The 16,265-nt window shown below is 50.3% G+C and carries 10 protein-coding genes and 1 riboswitch; all 10 genes read right to left on the reverse strand.

Going from position 1 to position 16,265, the window contains the following annotated elements:
- Positions 1-5 precede the first annotated feature (5 nt).
- Complete coding sequence (locus BLHYD_RS09690) at positions 6-698, reverse strand: ECF transporter S component (protein ID WP_005946330.1); 693 nt, start codon at positions 696-698, stop codon at positions 6-8.
- Positions 695-2,383, reverse strand: a complete 1,689-nt coding sequence (locus tag BLHYD_RS09695; protein ID WP_005946332.1) for an ABC transporter ATP-binding protein — start codon at positions 2,381-2,383, stop codon at positions 695-697. The genes BLHYD_RS09690 and BLHYD_RS09695 overlap by 4 nt, the downstream gene beginning before the upstream one ends.
- Positions 2,356-3,237 (reverse strand): energy-coupling factor transporter transmembrane component T, encoded by an 882-nt coding sequence (locus tag BLHYD_RS09700; protein ID WP_005946334.1) that lies wholly within the window; start codon positions 3,235-3,237, stop codon positions 2,356-2,358. The genes BLHYD_RS09695 and BLHYD_RS09700 overlap by 28 nt, the downstream gene beginning before the upstream one ends.
- A complete protein-coding gene (locus BLHYD_RS09705) occupies positions 3,230-3,799 on the reverse strand; it encodes a DUF4430 domain-containing protein (RefSeq protein ID WP_005946337.1) in 570 nt (189 codons plus the stop codon). The genes BLHYD_RS09700 and BLHYD_RS09705 overlap by 8 nt, the downstream gene beginning before the upstream one ends.
- Complete coding sequence (locus BLHYD_RS09710) at positions 3,796-5,760, reverse strand: prenyltransferase/squalene oxidase repeat-containing protein (protein WP_050769853.1); 1,965 nt, start codon at positions 5,758-5,760, stop codon at positions 3,796-3,798. Before BLHYD_RS09710 ends, BLHYD_RS09705 begins: the two co-directional genes overlap by 4 nt.
- Entirely contained in the window at positions 5,757-7,883 is a 2,127-nt protein-coding gene (locus BLHYD_RS09715; RefSeq protein WP_021845337.1) for a DUF4430 domain-containing protein, read from the reverse strand. The genes BLHYD_RS09710 and BLHYD_RS09715 overlap by 4 nt, the downstream gene beginning before the upstream one ends.
- Positions 7,884-7,900: 17 nt before the next feature.
- Complete coding sequence (locus BLHYD_RS09720) at positions 7,901-12,862, reverse strand: InlB B-repeat-containing protein (protein ID WP_040350305.1); 4,962 nt, start codon at positions 12,860-12,862, stop codon at positions 7,901-7,903.
- Between the two features lie 131 nt (positions 12,863-12,993).
- Positions 12,994-13,185: riboswitch (cobalamin riboswitch) on the reverse strand.
- Positions 13,186-13,259: 74 nt separating this feature from the next.
- The gene (gene ybaK, locus BLHYD_RS09725; RefSeq protein WP_040350306.1) at positions 13,260-13,739 is read right to left on the reverse strand and encodes a Cys-tRNA(Pro) deacylase; all 480 of its coding nucleotides are present in this window, start codon (positions 13,737-13,739) and stop codon (positions 13,260-13,262) included.
- 37 nt (positions 13,740-13,776) lie between these two features.
- Positions 13,777-15,102, reverse strand: coding sequence for a glycoside hydrolase family 3 protein (locus BLHYD_RS09730; protein WP_005946350.1), 1,326 nt, complete (start codon positions 15,100-15,102; stop codon positions 13,777-13,779).
- Positions 15,086-16,162: a lectin-like protein gene (locus BLHYD_RS09735; protein ID WP_005946352.1), complete on the reverse strand. Its 1,077-nt coding sequence runs from the start codon at positions 16,160-16,162 to the stop codon at positions 15,086-15,088. Before BLHYD_RS09735 ends, BLHYD_RS09730 begins: the two co-directional genes overlap by 17 nt.
- Positions 16,163-16,265: the final 103 nt, after the last annotated feature.

The following is a 16,265-nucleotide window of genomic DNA, read 5'->3' on the forward strand; positions in this document are numbered from 1 at the left end:
ACTCCTTATTCATCAAAAATACCGTGCTTTACGCGAACCCGTTCCAGTTTTCGCCCGATCGGCCCCGCCGCCAGCAGCAGAAACACCACATTTGCAGTCATATACTCTATCGTCACCGGGGCAGCTCTGAGCATCGCCGCCAGATAAAGCCACAGGTTAAAGGTTCCGTCCATGGACAGAACAGTCCAGACATCCATCAAGGCGGAGTAGAGAAATCCTGTAAAAATCCCGTATACGATCAGTGCCGGTTTTCTCTTCAGCACGTTTCTCATCACGGGAAGGCCGGCAATCATGCCGATGATTCCCCAAGCAAACATCTGAAAGGGGGTCCAGGGTCCCTGACCGAAAAACATATTCGAGATGATGGCTGTCAGAGAACCCACCAGAAATCCTGCCTCCGCTCCCATATACATCCCAGAGAGAATCACGATGGCTGTCACTGGTTTAAAACCCGGCAGCATGGCAAAGATAAAACGCCCAGCCACGGCCAGAGCCGTCATGACGGCCAGCAGCACCATCCGGCGGATACTGCCCTCCCGTTTTTCATAGGCATAATAAAAAGGCACACAGGCGGACAGGGCCATGAGTACAGAGATCAGGTTGTATCTCCGGTCCTGAAACAGCCGGATTCCCAGCCAGATCAGCCCCAACGCCAGCAGCACCAAAAGTATATTTGTCATCACTCTCCGTCTGCTCATAGCTTCTTTCTCCCATTCTCCTTACAGAGACCGACCACATCCTCACAGGTCACGACGCCATCGTACATTTGTCTGGCAATTCGATTTGCCGCCGTCGTATAAAAACTATTGTCGCAGAAGAATTCTTCCGGGGGGTCCACAGAAGTCAGCTCCCGGTCAAAGAACATTGCGCAGCGATTGGAGACGGAAGCTGCAAACTCCACATCGTGGGTCACCATCAGGATGGTGATTCCCTCCGACTGCAGCCGTCTCATCAGCTCCATCAACCGGAATTTTGAGTAGGCGTCGATTCCCTTCGTCGGTTCATCCAGCAGCAGGAGCTTAGGCTGAAGGAGAAGAATCTTACCAAGGGCCGCCTTTTGCTGCTGTCCGCCGCTCAGATCATAGGGATGCTGGTCCAGCAATTCTTCGATCTTTAGAAGCTTCGCAATCCTGGCGATCTTTTCTTCCATCTCCTGCTCTGTGTCTCCCATGACTTTTTTCAGCTCATGGTAGTCCTCCCGCACCGTCTCCCTCAGAAAGACAGACTGTGGATTCTGGGGGAGCAGCCCCAACGTGCCCCGATACAGTTCATTTCCTTTGTAGGATTTTATCTTTTTTCCAAAGACTCGGATTTTTCCCCGGTATGCCCGGTTCAGGCCGGCTATCACGCTCAGGAGCGTCGTCTTGCCGGAACCATTGCCGCCCAGGATGCTGACGATCTCTCCCTTTTTGATCTCCAGCTTCACCCCTTCTAGAATGTCCGGCGTCTCTCTCTCATAGCGGAACCACACATTTTTCAAAAGCAGCGCAGTCTCCTCTCCTGGCATGAGCTGCTGAGCCGCTTCCTTCTTCTGCCGCACCTGATTGGTGAAATAGGCGTCCAGAAATTCTCTCCCCTCCCGCACCGTCAGGGGACATTCCGCCTCCGGCACGTCCAGCGCATTGTATATGCGCACCGCACTGGGCAGACCCACCAGCATTTTGTGGTTCTCCCGAATTTCCCGCAGACGCTTTCCCACAGTCCGCGGAACATCCCACAGAAGCATCTTTCCCTCTTCCATGACCCCTGCCTTGTCCGCAGCAGGAAATACTTCTTCCAGACGGTGCTCTGTCATCAGAATCGTCGTCCCCAACTCCCGGTTCAGCTTCACCAACGTACCAATGAAATCGGAAGCCGCTATGGGGTCCAGCTGAGAGGTCGGTTCGTCCAGAATCAGCAGTTTCGGCTGCATAGCCATGATGGAGGCCAGGTTTAGAAGCTGCTTCTGTCCGCCAGACAGATGGTGAGTCTCCTTTCGGAACCATTCGTCGATGCCGAAAAAACAGGCCATCTCCCCAACTCTCCGGCGTATCTTTTGCTGGGGAAGCCCCATATTTTCCAGGCCAAAGGCCAATTCATGCCACACTTTATCCATCACAATCTGATTCTCTGGGTTCTGCATCACAAAACCAATCTCGCAGGCCGCCGTGCGTTCGTCCAGCTCCTGCTGAGGACATCCCAGATAGGAAATTTCACCGGTTCTCTCCCCGTGAGGTGCGAGTTCTCTCTTTAGCAGACGCAAAAGCGTCGTCTTTCCGCAACCGGACTCTCCGCACAGTACCACGAATTCTCCGCTGTTAACTGTAAAAGACACCTGCCGCAAAGCCGGTTTGTCCTGTCCTGGATACGTAAAACTCAGATTTTCGACTTTAAGTAATTCCATTGAAGCTTCTCCTTTATCTCCAACAGGGTCGGAAGTGTCATAAACACGAGAACACAGCCGTACAGACAGACCGCCCTGACTGTTTTCGGAATTTCATCCATAACCGGATAAAAATAAAAATCAAACTGTCCGCAAAAAAATCCTGCCATGATGAAAATTCCCAGTAATAAAATAACACCCAGCAGGACACCATCTCGTTTTCGGAACTGAAACATGGAAAAATTCACTCTCCCCGGCAAACCATAGCCTCTGGCTTTCATGGCGTCTGCCGTGTCCAGAGAATTCTCAATGGACCAGGACAGCAGGCTGTCAAACAGTCGCATTCCTCCTAGCACACGGTCTGTCCGGCTCTCCGTGGAATACAGCCCCATGGCTTTCTGCGTCTTGCTGATCGCCCCAATCTGCCTCCTGAACAAAGGGATGAACCTGAGTGCCATGGACAAAACCAGGGACAATCTAGGAGTGACCTTTCCGAACAGATAGATAAATTTATCAGAAGTCATAATCTCATTGTAATTTTTACACCAGAACATGACGGCGATAATCATCACAGCCACGATCATTCCATAGAAGAAAGCCTCCAGTGTAATGGGATTGTCATTCATAAAAAACAAAATCGTCTCACCATTGTGGACGAACAGCGGATTTACCACCGCCAGCAGCAGAAACAGAAAAAAATAGTAAGCCAGGTTCCGCGCCAGTTCCCGCAGCGGTTTCAGCATCCCAAAAAAGAAGATGCCTCCCGCCAGAATACAGACCAGGACCACCGGCTGAACACTGAACATGGCGAACAGCAGAACCATCATATAATACAGAAATAAAACGCCCGGATGATAGCTCCCAAAGTTACTCATCTTTTTCCTCCTTCTGCTCCGTAAAAGAGCCTCCCACATCCCGTCCCAGGTCGCAGGTATAGACCATCTCGATCTCGTCCCCGTCTTTTAGATGGTATCTGCTGACTCCATAGCCCGGAAATTCTCCGTTCACCCGATACATCCATCCGCTCAGAGGGCCGCAGGAAAACTCATACAGATAGTTGATTCCCTGGATATAGGCGCTTCCGTAAGCATTGTCCTTCGCCCCCTGATATTCCATCTGGATTTTCTCGTTGCGCACAGCCCGGTTCAGGATGTCAAAGACAGAATCTCCTTTTCTCAGCACATACTGTGTAGGCTCTAAAATCACGCCGTCCTTTGGCACATATTTCTCATCCTGCAGTTCAGGATCTAGATCTTCATAATTGTCCAAGATCGTGTCACAGTTGATGGAGAGCGTCACCGTCTCCGAATCCTCTGTGATGTCATCGGCATGGGTCAGGTAATAGTCTTCCACCGACTGAATCTTGACTCCTCGGAACAGGACGACGGCCAGCAAGACCGCAAATGCCAGCACCAGCAGATCTTTCTTCACCGTCATTCCTCCTCGTCGTCTTCGTCGTCATCCTCGTCATCCTCTGCGTCATACCGTACAGCTCTGCGCTGTTCCAGCCGTTTTGCCCTGCGTTTTCTCATGCGCAAGAACACAACGAGGAGGATGAGGACAATCAGAACTCCCACCACAATGGACACCATCAGAGCAGTCTCCTGATTTTTAATTCTCACAGAGGCCTCCCGGATATCTTCATACTGAAGAATCTCCTGCCTGTCGTACTCACTCAGGGCTGCAATCCGCTTTTGCAGATCTTCCACGGTCTTTTTATCCTCTCTGGAAATATCTTCCAGGGGATAAAGTTTTTCTAGAACCGTATTGTTGATGTCTGCGATTTCTTCCTGAATTTTCAAGATCTCCTCTTTCTTCTTCTGGAGAATCCCACGCTCTTTTTCATAGTCTTCCTGATTTTCCGACTTGTTCAACTTATCCAGAAGTTTGACAACCTCTACGTAATTTTCCGTGGTCACTGTCTCTGGGAGCTTTTTCACAGCTTCTGCGTCTTCCTGGGAAAATTCAATGTCCGCAGACATGTCGATCTCTTTCCCGAACAGGGAGGTGATCGTTCCATTTCCCTTGGTATTCTGCTCCATAGAAGCCGCCAGGTACTCGGAATCGTTGGCAAGCCCTGCCTCTTTCATCTGTTCCGCCAGATCAGCATACTCGTAGACATAGCTTCTCTCTTCCACTGGCACCGCCAGATATGCCTCGTAAGCCGCCTGCAGTGCGGAAGTCTCCGCCGAATCTCCCAGCCCCTGAATGGCTGCCCGCGCCTGTGTGATCTGCTCTTTCACTTCCTGGGAAGGTTCCTCCCGGAAATCATACAGGGTGCGCAGCCCCCCATAGTAACGGCACAGCGCCGTCAGCGCATAGCAGGCCTGTCCACTGGCCAGCAGATTAGAAGCATCCGGGTCTGCCTCCGGGTTCTCTTCATCGTACTCCCTGGAATGCAGAAATCCGCCGTCTTTTTGCTGATAACTCATCAGTGCGTCCAGCACTGTATGTCCATCCTTTATGAAACGCTCATCCTTACCAGGGTCAATCCCCAGAGAACACAGGGCGGTGATTACCTGGGAACAGCTCTCACTGTTCTCAAACCCCATACTGATAAAACCGCCGCTGTCCAGTTGCCGGTCTGAGAGACATTTCAATGCCTCATCCACCGACTGACGCACAGTCTGGGTCACCTTCCGTCCCATCCGCTCATAGGTATAGGTCTGCTCGCTGTTATAATAAGGAGCCAGTGCCTGTATCGCCATGGCAGTCAAGTCCACGTCTGACATGTCTTCTTCCGTGGAAGCGTTCAGGCTGAAGCCTCCGTCTGCCAACTGTTTTTCCAGGATGCTGATGAGAATGGATTCCCGGGTCTCGGCAGCTCCCTCTGGAACCTGGTAGCGCAAGGAGTCCAGCGTCAGCAGTCCGAAAATCCACCCATTGATTCCCTGCTTTCCCGGGGACATTCCTTCCTGCATGTCATAGACGCCGTCCACCACCAGATTGATGGGATTCCCATCCTGATCTGCACCTACCGCCGTGGGATCTCCACCGGCTGCCAGGATGGCCAAAGCCATCCTATGCCATTCCGTCGCCTTCTCTCTGTCCAAACCGCCGGTCTTCTGGTATTCCGAGCTGATCTTCTCTTCCGCCACCGCTCGAAAACCGGAATAGTCGTCAGGATAGCCGCTTCTTCCCATTCCAAAGACCAGCCAGTCTATGCTGCTGTTTCCCACCCCCTGCAGGAACACTGCATCCAGCAGGTTGTCCTCTGCAGACAGATGTTCTTCACTCTTTTCCCACAGCAAAATCCCTTCTATATCTTCTAGAAGTTCTTCCGGCGTGTAGTCTGTGTGACCCTCCGCTTTTATCGGGACCGGCGTCCACAGCCCTGCGATCAGACACAGAACCAGCAAAAACGCACCGATTTTTTTCCATTTGCTCATCACTGTCACCACTCTCTCTCCCAGTTTCCGATCGCCTCGTCTTCGTTGGTACCATTTCCTAGAGCACCTGCTCCGCCGATATCCGCGCCGTAATACAGAGTAAACCGAATCCGAATCTCATTCCCATCCTGGAGAATGCAGTCTGCCATAGAGTAATTGGGGTACACGCCGTCCACGCTGTACATCCAGCCGGAACCTACGCAGAAGTCAAACTCTCCCAGGCTGTTCGTGTACCACCTCATGGGATAGACATCCTCCGCCGACTGCTCATTGATCTCCAGAAGATGTGCCTCCAGGTCTTCTGGAACCACAGGGTTCAAGACGAAATCCCTGCCGTCTTTGTCCATGATATGTGCCAGATAAAAATCGGATTCCACATCTCCCGTGTACTCAGGCGCATAATTGTTGGCATCCAATACCTCCAATAGAACCTCAGAAAGCCTCTGGTCCCTCGTAATCTCCACCTGAGTCGGCGCCACCAGATAACCGATTCCTATAGTGGTGGCCTCCACTGAGAGTGTGATGGTTCCTGTCACTTCCTCCTCTGGAGGCGTGTAAGTGATGGAATAGTTCTGTTTAAAGACATTTCCGTCTCCATCGTCCACTTCCACATAGATGGTATTCGCGCCTTCTCTCAGGTCTGCACTAAAGCTCACTTCTCCGTCGTTTGGCCACAGCACATCACATTCCACGCCATTGCACACGGCGCGAATCTGTGAAGCCGGCAGATCTTCTCCCCGGCAGTTCTGTGCGTACACGGTGAAGCTGAGCGGAGAATTGTTCACGGTTCCATTGTGATAGGATTCCAGCTCTGGACAGCTTACAATGGGTCGGTCCGGGTTGTCCGGGTCGTCGCCCCCGTCCCCGTCAGATTTCTTCTGGAAGGTGATGGTGTACTCCTGGGTATCCCCTCGTTCTTCCCCGTTATGGGGAGTGATGGTGAAGGTGTTCGCCCCGTCTTCCAGAATCACTGCATACTGATTGGGCTCCGTGGGTTCTATCTCTGTCCCGTTCCAGGTGACTGTCACCTCCACCTGGGTGCTGCCCTGGAACCCGTAGGCGTCGAACTCAAAGGCACGGCTCTTCACCGTCTGGTTGTTTCGCTCTGCCAGATTGGTCTCCACCTTAAACTGTTTCTCGATGGGAATCTGATAGGTCAGGGCATAGCTATCATCGGCCTTTCGGCTGCCCTTTTCCGCGTGCAGATGGATGGTATTCTTTCCCTCTGCCAATGTCACGGAATACTGTCCGTCCGGCTCATAGGAAACCTTCTGGGAACCGCTTTTGTTTTCCAGTGTCACCTGAAGCTCCACGTCCTCGCCGGCACATTCTGCTTTTGCCTCGAAATTCAGGACTTTCTCAGTCACTGTGGTGCCTTCCACTTGGACCAGATTGCTCTTGATGATAACGTCTGTCACGTTCACATACAGGGTGTAGGATTTTTGCACATCGAAGCTCTTTCCATCCTTGCCTATATAGGTGACTTTGATTACTACCGTGTTTTCCCCGGTGTCCAGGTTTAGTTTTCCGTCAAACTGCGTAAACTTTCCCTTGTTGACTTTCTCCTGTATGGTTTTCACTTCCAGGTCTGTCAAGTGGGTGATTGTATATTCATACTCCCGGTCCGTCAGCGTATCCCCGTCCACGATGCTGGTTCTAAAATACGCTTCTTTCTCATCGTTCTTGTCATCACCTGCATTTTTGTCTTTCTTAGGTTTGTCTCCCTGGTTGCTTCCCCGGTTATCCTCATTATTTCCCTCGTCGCCTTCCCGGCCGCCAGAGCCGTCCTGGGAAGTATCTCCCGTATTGTTCTCTGACTTGGAATTTTCCTGATCTTTATTGTCTTTGTTCTCTTCCTCTGACTCCTGCTGATCCTCTTTGTTTTCTTCCGCCCGATCGTTGGCTCCGGCGAAGGATTCCGCCACAGTCTCCTTCAGCCCGTCCAATTCCACCAGAGAACGGTCATCAGAAATTCCGTCGATGGGATTGTCCATGTCGGCGGCTGCCTGTGTCCTCAAGGTTCCAAAAATCGTGCTACAAAACAAAACCACAACGAGCAGTCCGAGGACTGCCGCTGTGATTTCGCGATGTTTTTTTGTAAATAACTGAATTTTCCGCAATAATTCATTCATATGCTTTCACTCATCCGTTACTTTGTAATTTTAAGGCTTCTCGCTTTCGTATAGGAACCAAAAGTATTCTTTCCATTGACTTTGGACATCGCGCGCACCTTGATATAGTAGGTCTTCCCTTTTTGTAGACCGGTGATCGTCTTATTCAAAGCCGTCGTGTTCACGATCTTCTTACCTTCATTAAATTTCAGGTTCGTGGCTATGACAATCTGGTATCCATAGGCGCCTTCCGCCTTTTCGCTCAGGCTGACCGTCATCGCTTTGCTGGAACTATTGGTAATCTTGCTGACCACAGGCGTGGCCGGTATCGTCAAAGCCACCTTCTTCACTGAACTGTAAGAACCATATACTTTGTTTCCGTTGACATCTTTCGTGTAAGCCCTTTCCTTCACATAGTACGTCTTGCCAGTGGTAAGACCAGTGATAGTCTTTGCCGAGTATGCTGTATATACGCTCACCGGATTGCTCATACTGCTGCTCGTGGAGTAGACAATCTGATAGCCGTCTGCACCGGATATCTTCGAGGTGAGCGTCACCTTCATGCTTCCATTGGCCGTGTTGGTGATACTCTTAATGGTTGGTTTTCCCGGTGCCGCTGTGAGCTTAATGCTGCGCATAGTGGTGTAGGAGCCGAAGGTGTTCTTTCCGTTGACCTTGGACATCGCACGCACCTTGATATAGTAAGTCTTGCCGGCCTGAAGACCAGTGATAGATTTCGTCGTCGCCGTAGTATTTACCGTCTTCTTTCCAGTAGTAAATTTTGTATTTGTGGCAACCACGATCTGATAACCATATGCCCCTTCCGCTTTCTCTTTCAGGCTGACTGTCAGCGATTTGTTGTCCTTCGTGGTGATCTGGCTAATCACCGGCTTCGCCGGAATTGTCAGAGTAACTTTCTTTGCCGTACTGTATGAGCCGTAGATCTTATCCCCTGTGGAATCCTCCGTATATGCACGCACCTTCACATAGTAAGTCTCCCCTGTGGTGAGACCGGTAATAGTCTTATAAGAATAAGCGGTGTGAATGCTCACTGCGTCAGACATACTGCTGTTGGTGGAATAGACTACCTCGTAGCCATCCGCACCGGTGACTTTCTTACTCAACGTCTGCTTCATCGTGCCGTTGGCCGTATTCTCCAAACTCTTGATGGTCGGTCTTCCCGGCGCCGTCACCTTCGTCCATTTTGCATAGAGCGTGTAATCCTTCGCGCTGCCTTTCTGAATCTTTGTGATTCTATTCTTGTATTTCGCGTCTGTGTACCAGCCGTCAAATTTGTAACCTGCCCTCGTGGGGTCTTTCAAGGTAACGGTCCACGGGCCTGTATAACCGGGGGTATTCTCGCTGTTGTTGGTGCCGCCGTTCAGCACATAATCGATGGCATAGGGATATACTTTCACTTCGCAGCTCTCACTGAACGTCCCCACTGTAGCTGTGATCGTAGCATCTCCGCCACCCACTGCAGACACCTTGCCATTGTCAACCGTTGCCACTTTCTTGTCGCTGGTACTCCACACAACTTCTGGATACTCTGAAGAATCTTCTGGCAGATACCCCACCTTCAGATAACTGTACTGTCCTTTTGCGAGGCTAATGGAAGTCTCACTGAGCGTGATTCCCTCTAGAGGAGTCTTCACATGTACCTGGCAGATCGCCGAAAGTTTTCCCACCTTCGCAAGCACTGCCGCCTCTCCATTTCCTACCGCTGTCACCACACCATTTTCCACAGTAACAATATCTGGATTGCTGGTACTCCAGGTCACCGTCTTATCACTGATGGTGTCTTCCGGGTCATAGTTGACTGTGAGACTGTGATTCTCCCCTGGCTTCAATGTGATAGATATCTCGCTCAAAGTGATTTTTTTCAATACCAAGCTGTACAGCCGGTCATACTCGGTACGGGCATCCTTCAGAATTTGAAGTGTCTCAGCTGAGACATACTTCTTCTGTTCCTCTGTCAACGCCTCATAGGCTTTTTCTGCTTTCAGGATTGCGCTCTCACTTTTTAGTGTCACTTCACCGATTGCCAGGATTTTCTCTGTCACCTTCTCCGCTCTCTGATAATCATATTTTATGACTGCAAGTGCATTTTCCGCATCTACCAGAACCTGGTAATTCTCTACCAGAGCTTTCTGCTCCGATGTCAGTCTCTGATATTCCGTTCTAACGGATGCCACATAATCGGCAGAGTCCAAAGTCACCTCACCGATCTGCGCGATCAATTCGTCCACCTGCGCCGCCAGCTCCACATCTGCCTTCAGCTGTTCCAAATCCATCTCCAGCTTCACCAGAGAGAAATAGTTCTCCACGAGAGCCTGCTGAACCACAGTCAGCCCATCAAAGGCTTCCCTCACCGCCAGAAGTTCCTCTTCCTGCTCCAAGGTGATCTCCCCGGAGAACGCTGCGATCTGTACGCTGACATCCATGGCAGCCGCGTAATCCTCTTCCCCCATCTGTTCCTGAGCCAACTCATACAGAACATTCAACGCTTCTTCCATGCGAGCCACTTCCTGCTGGTCGATCATGCCTTTTTCGTCGCTGGGAAGTGCAATATAAGCCGCTTTCGCCTGTGCCGCCAACTGGAAGCTGTCGTCTTCCAGGCTTAACTCTTCCGGTATCTGTGCAATCAGTTCCTGCACATTGGCGATTCGCTCTGCCTGCTCTTGAAGGGCAGTCAGGGCCGCCTCGGCATCTTCCAGAACACCCACGTAATAGTCGCTGATATAGGCTTTCTGGCTCTCGGTCAGATCATTGTAGGCCATACGGGCTTCCAGTATCGCTGTCTCTGACTCCAAGGTCACTTCCCCGATATTCTTGATCTGTTCTTTCACTGCTTCCGCCGTCTCTTTGTCCAATACCAGAATCTCCAGGGTCGCCTCTGCTTCCACCAGCTTCTCGTAATTGGTAATCAACTCTTTCTCTTCATCCGTCAGGGCATCGTACTCTGCTCTGGCCTCTTCGATCACTTCCTGCTGTTCCAAGGTAATGCTGTCTCCCAGGTTGTCAATCAGACTGATGACCACTTCCGCCGCATCCATACTCTCTTCCAGTTCATGGAGTTCCTCTTCTGCCGCCACCAGAGTCGAATAGTACAGCTTGCAAGCACCGTCTTCTTTTTCTGCCTCCGTCATACTGTCATAGAGCGCTCTCGCCTTCTGGATGGTGGTCCGGTCAGACATGGTAATGTTTCCAATCTCCAACTTGGATACATAGGAACCGAACTCACTGATCTTGTCATAGATCAGCGTCCACTTCGCATAGAACGTCTTATCTCCATAGCTACCTTTTTCCAAAACTTTTACCGGTTTCCCCTCAAAATCAGCATTGGTGTACCATCCCTGGAAATCATAGCCTTCTCTGAAAATCTCCTCCGCAGTCGGCAACTCCCAGTCATCATCCATCGGAGTATAGGTATCCGGAACAGTCACGTCTTCTGCCAATTTTCCGCCATTCAGCTCCAATGTCAAATCAAACACCACATCGCCGTACATCGCGTAGAGCGTAATATTTTCTTCCGGCATGGAGAGTACCTCTCCCGGCCAGTATGTCGTCCCGCTGCCGTCCGGCTCGCTGTTCCAGCAGACAAACGCCTCCTCGTCAGAAGGCTCCCCGGCCGTGATGTTCACCTCCGCATAGGGAGAATACGTCTCTGTCTTGGCCTCTCCTGCCCCATTCCCGTCAAAGGTGATGGTATAGGAGACCGGAGTCATCTCCGTATAACTGCCATCCGTCATATCTGTCATATCATACAGGGGGTTCTCCCCATTCAGAAATCGGTCGTAAGCAATCAGTCCGTACAGCGCTTGATCTGTAGCCATACCGTTTACGTCATGTCCGGCTCCTCCGCCGCCATCGTTGCCGGAGACTACATGTTTAAATCCGCCCACAGCCTCTGAGGAACCACTGTTCTTTGCCCAGAAACTGAGCAGTGCATCCACCATGTTGTTGGACCAAACACCGTCCACCACATTTCCGGTCGTCACAAAGCTGCAGCTCTTCCCGATATTCTCCAGCTCAATGGATTTTGCCAGGGGATCGATACCCAGCGCAGTCAATGCCACCAATACCTGTACGGTGGATTCTGAATTGATGTTGCTTCCCCAGCCTCCGAAACCACCGTTGGAACTTTGCATCTGATACAGGCTGTAGACACCTCTCTCCACTGCCTGGACGAACTCTCCATAGGGAGTCTCCGCGCCTGTAGCGATATATTTTTCTTCATCCAGATAATAGGGAGCCAACGCCTGCAGTGCCATACCTGTGATATCCACATCCGCACTGTTTCCGGCGGAAGCGAGATTCAGCACCCATCCCCCAATGGTATTCTCAGAATCTCGAATCTCAGATCTCATAATGTAATCTAGCATCCTGCCCTCGGTATTGATATCCCCTTCCTCATAAGAAGAGGGGGGCTCATAGAGTTCGTAGCCTCCCGTGTTCAGGGCAATCAACTCCCAGATCGGTCCATTCAGCCCCTGCCCATAGGAATATTTGTAAGACTGGGACAGAATATCAATAAAATCATAACCTCCCACATCGTAGACGCTTTTTCCCAGAGCAGACAAAGCCAACATTAGACGAGAATACTCCGTGGACTTGGACTTGTCCAGCACTCCCTCTCTCTCAATCACTTCCCCCACTGCTCTTTCATAATAGTTCTCAAAATAATTCTCCGGTATGTAATTCAGATAATCCAGGCCTGTGTACATCCCCCTCAGCAGGTCCATGACTGTCCAATCACCGGAATTTGTGCCATATCCTGGCTCCTGCACGGTCTCCAACTCATAGCGGGCTGCCGCATTAATGTAGAAACGAATTCCCGGCGCCTCATTTTCCCAGAATCTCAGTTCCGAGAATTTCTTGCTGTCAGATGCGTCCCACGCACCTGCGAAAATACTGGTCACTGAAGCCGGCACCACCAAAATACAGGCCAGAGAAAACGCCAGTATTCTCTTCCAAACCTTATCCTTTCTTTTTTTCATAGTATCCTCCCTAATTAAATTAAAAATATAGTTTTCCCAACAGAAACAACCCTCTGCCAATCCTGTGGAAAACATTTGTCTCAGCTGTTTTTAGACACGAAAAAAAGCATATCTCTTCCGCCCAGAAATATCTCTTTTTCTCCATTACGGCAGGTCTCCTGACTTCGCTTCCTCCTCGAAAATACCTTCCCAGATATAAATCCAGTGGCTTTATATTTTCTCGTCCACGTTACAGTAGTGGGGACTGTTCCGGATTTTCACCGGATTCTCTTTTCATCCTTTGTCTGTTCAAAGACAAAGAAACCGTAAATCTCACCTATTAATCTGCATAAAGTATAACATAAAACTGTTTTAAAGTAAAGTATTTTATCCCGAACCTCTCCTTGCGGTATTACCGTCATCCGGCTGTCACATCTGCGACCACGCCACGGGTGGTTTTCAACAGCCCCTCTACCGGTACTTTCAAGCTCACCCCAATTCTCCCGCCGCTCACATAGATCTCCTCAAAATTCCTGACGCTCTCGTCAAAAACTGTGACATACTGTTTCTTCATTCCCAGGGGGCTGCATCCTCCCCGGACATACCCTGTCACTTTCTGAATCTCTTTCACATGGACCATATCCACGGATTTCTCTCCCACGGCCTTCGCTGCCGCCTTTCGGTCCACTTCTTTTTCTATGGGAACCACAAAGACATAATACGCTCTGCTCTTTCCCTCCATAATCAGAGTCTTATAAGACTGGTCACGCGGAGTTCCCGTCAAATCTGCCACATGAATTCCGTCAATAAACTCCCCGCACTCATAAGTCAATACCTGATAGGGAATCTTCTGACGTTCCAAAATTCTCATCGCATTCGTCTTCGCTTCTTTTGCCATTTTTATCCCCCCTGGAAAATCCATTTCAAAACGATTTTTATCTATTCTGCATTTCCAGCTTTACCGTCAATATCCGCCTCAGCGCATCATGTAAACGCTCTTGGGAAATCTCCTGACTGCTGACTGCCTGAAGCACGCCGTTGTATGCCGCCTCGAAATCTGCTGGCATAAGAACCATGTCAATTCCTGCCTGTATCGCCTGGACTGCTGCCTCTGCGGAAGAATAGTTTTCAGCAATGGCGCCCATGTTCATCGCATCAGTGACAGCCACACCTTCAAAACCCATCTCTCCCTTTAACAGCTCTGTCACCGCCCAGGACGACAAGCTCGCTGGCATCTGCCCGTCTTCAATCAGAGGAAAACAGATATGACCGACCATCACAAACTCCGCTCCCGCGTCGATGCCTGCCTGAAACGGTACAAGTTCCGTCTCCCTTAACTCTTCCAGACTTCTCTGCGCGTAGGCATATCCGTTGTGGGAATCTTCCGCCGTCGCCCCATGCCCTGGAAAATGCTTCAAGACCGCCTCGATTTTCTCACCCTTCAGTCCTCTCACTTCCGCTTCTACCATCGAAGACACTAAATTGGGGTCACTCCCAAAGGCTCTCTCCTTGACTACTGTATTCTCTGAATTGACCAGTACATCTGCCACAGGCGCGAAATCCATATTGAATCCATAACTCTTCAGATAAGCACCCAGAGTCTGTCCTACTTGGTATGCTTGGTCACTGTCACGACCAGCACCCACGTTTTCCATATTTCCCACGTTTTCCACCGGAAATGCCTGATTTCCCGCGATTCTCGTCACCGTGCCGCCTTCCTCATCTACAGCCAAAAACGGACTGACTCCTAAGGTCTCCTGGCCAAGCTCTCGAAAGCTCCTATTCATCGCCGTCAGCTGCTCTTCCGACAAAATATGATTCTCCATATAGACAATCCCACCTACCGGATACTGTCGGAATGCCTCACAGGTGAGCTCTCCCACCTCTAAGGTTTTGCTGACCTTAGACAGAGAATCCGGCAGCACGAAAAAGAGTTGGGACACCTTCTGCTCTATGGTCATGCGCTGAATAATGCTCTCCACCTGAGCTGAAAGCCGGTCTGCCTCTGAAATTTCTTTTTCTCGTGAACTGCTTTGCCCGTCTGTCCGCGCCGCAGCATCCTTCCCCGGTTCCCCCTGAAACTCCTTTTCTTCTCTTGCCGCTCTCTCCTGCATGTCTGTCTCAACGGACATCCTTTTATTTTCTGCAGATAGATGAAACGCGAAAGCACTGATTCCCATCAGGCACAGCATCCCCAGACAACTGAATAGTGCGGTCAGTACCGCTTTCTTTCTCCTTCTTCGCTCACCGGACCAGCTCATACTCACAAATGTATCCTATCCTTCCCTTAAATTCAGGCAAAACCTTCGTAAGCTCATTGGGTACATCGTTAATCACCCAGCGCTTTTCTGCTGAATAGTAATTCATTTCCAGACAGATTTCCTCAACCGCATCATCCTGAAAACTGGGCTCATTGACCATCCAGTACGAGCTCAGCGGAGAATTTACATCGTTGATCGGGTCACCGCCGATCACATTGTCAGAATCTATCCAGTGGTAACTTTTTCCTCCAGGGTCTCGCCGCGCGCCGATGAAAAACATGTAGTCCTGCATTCCCTTCGCCTTGATCTCCCGACAGATCGTCTCAAATTCTTCCGCGCTCTCAATGCGAACCAGATAACCGCCTAAGTTCTTGCACTTCTGATACGCTTCCTCCCAGCTGCAATCATCAATCAAATAATCATAAGTGTGTACAATCTCTGGTTTGTCTGTAGGAGTAGGCAAGGGTTCACTCTTTTCCTCTCCACTTTTTGGCGTCTGGCCATCCGAGGAAGCATCTGCCGTAGTCTCACTCACCTCGTCATCCTGCGAAGAAGCTCTTTTGCTGTAGAGATAATATCCCGCTAAGATCGCGTCAATCGCTAAAAACAGGACCAGCAGCACAATCAGAATCGCTTTGACCGGCAGTTTCCCTCTCTCATTTTTCACCGGTTTCTTCTCTTGAAATGTCGGTTTTCCACAGACAGGACAGTACTGACAGTCCTCATCTAAAAGAGCACCGCACTGCTGACAGTGCTTCTCACGATAACCCCCAAAATCTTCCGTCCCTTCCGGTCGCCCCCAGTCAACCTCATCTCCCATGTAGGAATAGCCATTCACATATTGATTCTCCTGCCCAAAGGCTACCGTCTCTTCCTGATCAGATGAGGGCTTCTGCTGAGGTTGTGACGAGCCGAGGGCCACCGTCTTCTCTTCCTCCTCCGAATATATGGTATTCGGCAGGTCTTCTTCTCTCACCTCAGCAGCTTCCAGGCACTCCCCGCATCTCTCACAAAACTTCGCCTCTTGTCGGTTATCAAATCCACATCTTTGGCAAAGCATAGTTCTCCCTCCCTTGACAACTTCTTGTAATATCTGAATTCATCCAGCAGAATCTCACAACATTTTAACAACAGTATAACACAAAGTATATAAAAATGGGCAG

The organism is Blautia hydrogenotrophica DSM 10507, assembly GCF_034356035.1.
GTDB lineage: Bacteria > Bacillota > Clostridia > Lachnospirales > Lachnospiraceae > Blautia_A > Blautia_A hydrogenotrophica.

Excerpts from the sequence above, each read along its gene's own strand:
- BLHYD_RS09690 (WP_005946330.1), bottom strand. The coding sequence starts at position 698 with ATGAGCAGACGGAGAGTGATGACAAATATACTTTTGGTGCTGCTGGCG.
- BLHYD_RS09695 (WP_005946332.1), bottom strand. The coding sequence starts at position 2,383 with ATGGAATTACTTAAAGTCGAAAATCTGAGTTTTACGTATCCAGGACAG.
- BLHYD_RS09700 (WP_005946334.1), bottom strand. The coding sequence starts at position 3,237 with ATGAGTAACTTTGGGAGCTATCATCCGGGCGTTTTATTTCTGTATTAT.
- BLHYD_RS09705 (WP_005946337.1), bottom strand. The coding sequence starts at position 3,799 with ATGACGGTGAAGAAAGATCTGCTGGTGCTGGCATTTGCGGTCTTGCTG.
- BLHYD_RS09715 (WP_021845337.1), bottom strand. The coding sequence starts at position 7,883 with ATGAATGAATTATTGCGGAAAATTCAGTTATTTACAAAAAAACATCGC.
- BLHYD_RS09720 (WP_040350305.1), bottom strand. The coding sequence starts at position 12,862 with ATGAAAAAAAGAAAGGATAAGGTTTGGAAGAGAATACTGGCGTTTTCT.
- ybaK (WP_040350306.1), bottom strand. The coding sequence starts at position 13,739 with ATGGCAAAAGAAGCGAAGACGAATGCGATGAGAATTTTGGAACGTCAG.
- BLHYD_RS09730 (WP_005946350.1), bottom strand. The coding sequence starts at position 15,102 with ATGAGCTGGTCCGGTGAGCGAAGAAGGAGAAAGAAAGCGGTACTGACC.
- BLHYD_RS09735 (WP_005946352.1), bottom strand. The coding sequence starts at position 16,162 with ATGCTTTGCCAAAGATGTGGATTTGATAACCGACAAGAGGCGAAGTTT.